The sequence below is a fragment of the Ruegeria sp. SCP10 genome (genome assembly GCF_040329495.1).
Classification (GTDB): Bacteria; Pseudomonadota; Alphaproteobacteria; order Rhodobacterales; family Rhodobacteraceae; genus Ruegeria.
This window is the reverse complement of sequence record NZ_JBDZYF010000042.1, coordinates 1-2,782: the sequence shown is the minus strand read 5'-3', so window position 1 is coordinate 2,782 and position 2,782 is coordinate 1. Positions and strand designations below refer to the sequence as shown.

The window sequence follows — 2,782 nt, the reverse complement described above, 5'->3', positions numbered from 1 at the left end:
GCCTGCGCCGCCAAGGTGAAAGGTACTTTGCAGATGGCCTGCGCGACATTACGAGCGACCGGCGTTTGGCGATCCTCGCGGTATGCGCTATCGAGTGGGCCGCCGCTATCACTGACGCTATGATCGAGACCCATGACCGGATCGTCGGCAAAACCTGGCGGGATGCCAAGAAACTGTGCGATACGCGGATCGCGAATGCCAGATCATCGCTGCAGGAGACATTGCGTTCCTTCAAAGACCTTGGAGCTGCCCTGCTGGAAGCCAAAGGCGATGGTGCATCTCTTGATGATGCAACAGAGACCGCCTGCGGCTGGACACGTCTCGAAAGGATGGTATCAACAGCCGCCGAGTTGACCGACACTATGGCCGCCGATGCCGTGGCGCATGTCATTCATGGATATCACCGGTTCCGGCGGTACGCGCCCCGCATGCTGCGTGCGCTAGATATACAGAATGCCCCCGTGGCCGCACCATTGATAAAAGCGGCTAAGATCATCGCCAAAGATCAGGCCAGTGCGCCCCGCCAGACTGCTTTCCTGCGTCGAAATTCGAAATGGCATCGCCACCTCAATGCCCAGGAGCCCGATGACAACCGGCTTTGGGAGGTCGCTGTGCTGTTCCAAATCCGCGAAGCATTCCGATCTGGTGACATCTGGCTCCCGCATTCCCGGCGTTATGCCGACTTGAAACAGGCGCTTGTACCGATGGAGGCTGCCCAAACAACACCTCGCCTGACAATGCCATTCGAGCCGGAAACCTGGCTGGCCGACCGAAAGGCACGGCTGCACGAAGGGCTAGCGAGGTTGGCTAAAGCTGCGAGAACGGGCACGATCCCAGGTGGTTCTATTGAAAATGGCATCCTTAAAATAGATCGACTGACCGGAGCCGTGCCTGACGAGGCCGATGCCATGGTACTCGATCTCTATGGCCGCCTGCCTGCGGTTCGGATCACCGATCTGCTGCAGGAAGTGGATGACGATATCGGATTTACCGAAGCCTTCACCCATTTGCGCACAGGCGTTCCCTGCAGGGATCGCATCGGGCTGCTGAACGTGCTGTTGGCCGAGGGGCTGAATCTTGGCCTTAGCAAGATGGCCGAGGCGACAAGCTCGCACGACTATTTCCAGCTCTCGCGTCTGTCACGTTGGCATATCGAAAGCGACGCCATCAACCGCGCTCTCGCCATGGTGATCGCTGCACAGTCGGAATGGCCGATGGCGCGGTACTGGGGCAGTGGCATCACCGCATCCAGCGACGGGCAATTCTTCCCGACGGCACGTCACGGAGAGGCGATGAACCTCATCAACGCCAAATATGGTTCCGAGCCAGGGCTGAAAGCATATAACCATGTCTCCGATCAGTTTGGGCCGTTCGCCACCCAGAACATCCCAGCGACCGTAAACGAAGCTCCCTATATCTTGGATGGTTTGCTGATGAACGAGGTCGGTCGGAAAATCAAAGAACAGTATGCCGACACTGGTGGCTTTACGGATCACGTCTTCGCCGTCACCGCGCTGCTGTCATATCGGTTCATTCCCCGCATACGCGATCTGCCCTCGAAGCGGCTTTATCTCTTCGATCCAGCCAATGCGCCAAAGGAATTGCGTGGCCAGGTCGGCAGCAAGGTCAGAGAAAAACTTATCGTCGAGAATTGGCCCGACATCTTCCGCGCTGTCGCCACGATGGCGGCAGGCGTCATGCCACCAAGCCAACTCTTGCGGAAGTTCGCATCATATCCGCGTCAGCATGAACTCGCTTTGGCGCTCCGGGAAATTGAGCGCATAGAGCGCACGCTGTTCATCATCGACTGGCTGCTCGATGCCGATATGCAGCGACGTGCCAATGTTGGTCTGAATAAGGGGGAGGCGCACCACGCCTTGAAAAATGCCCTGCGCATTGGCCGTCAGGGCGAAATCCGCGATAGAACCGCCGAGGGTCAACACTACCGCATGGCAGGTCTCAACCTGCTGGCCACGATCATCATCTATTGGAACACCAAGCACCTCGGCCACGCAGCCTCCGCCAGAAAACGCGCAGGTCTCGACTGTTCACCTGAGCTTCTCTCGCATTTCTCGCCGCTTGGATGGGCACATATCCTGCTCACGGGAGAATATAGATGGAAAAAACGATGACATCCGACCTTAAGGTGTCATTCTGCCCCCAGCCGGAACAGACCCCAGACGTGCTGTGCGCAGTAGAGCTGGCGCAGGAAGCGGGTGTGCCGACCAAAATGCATATTCTGAACCTGCTGCACCGATTGATCGACGGTAAGCCGACAGCTCACCCCGAGGTCGATACGCCGAACGCACTGACATTGCACGCAACACCAGAGGCCAACGTCGATCGCTATGACGGGTCACCCATCGCTGCTACATTCTCGAAACCGGCATCGACAGTTACCGATTCAAGGCCAGCTCAGAGGCTGCAAAGAAAACAGGAAAGGAGACCAAAACATTGACCGCGTCATAGACCATGGCGCATAACTGAGGGTAGGTCGAATCTCGGTGAAAATACCGGGTCAGTTCTCAGTGAAAGTCAACACGCTATTCAACAATAGGACGGCTTTTGGTTCATTCCAGGTCGAGTATCAATCCTTGCCATACCGATTGCTTATGAGGTGTTTTGTTCTTTTGATAGCTTTTTCACGATCTTATTGATCATTGATGTACTTACTTTGAACTCTTCAGCCAAGGCCGCCGCGGTGTTCCGCCGTCCGTCGGCTTCGATTTGATTGTAGCGTTGGGTGTTTCGCACGAATATTTCACGTTGCTGCGTGTCACTT

General features: G+C 56.3%; 1 protein-coding gene and 2 pseudogenes. All 3 read left to right on the top strand.

What is annotated here, in order from left to right:
- Positions 1 to 2,132: Tn3 family transposase (locus ABLN87_RS22040; RefSeq protein WP_353014253.1), on the top strand; the 2,132-nt coding region annotated here is incomplete at its 5' end.
- A gap of 50 nt (positions 2,133 to 2,182) precedes the next feature.
- Positions 2,183 to 2,353 (top strand): annotated as a pseudogene (locus ABLN87_RS22540) (IS21 family transposase); the annotation flags it as partial.
- A pseudogene (locus tag ABLN87_RS22535) lies at positions 2,353 to 2,469 on the top strand (ATP-binding protein); the annotation flags it as partial. The pseudogenes ABLN87_RS22540 and ABLN87_RS22535, both read left to right, overlap by 1 nt.
- Between the last annotated feature and the right edge of the window lie 313 nt (positions 2,470 to 2,782).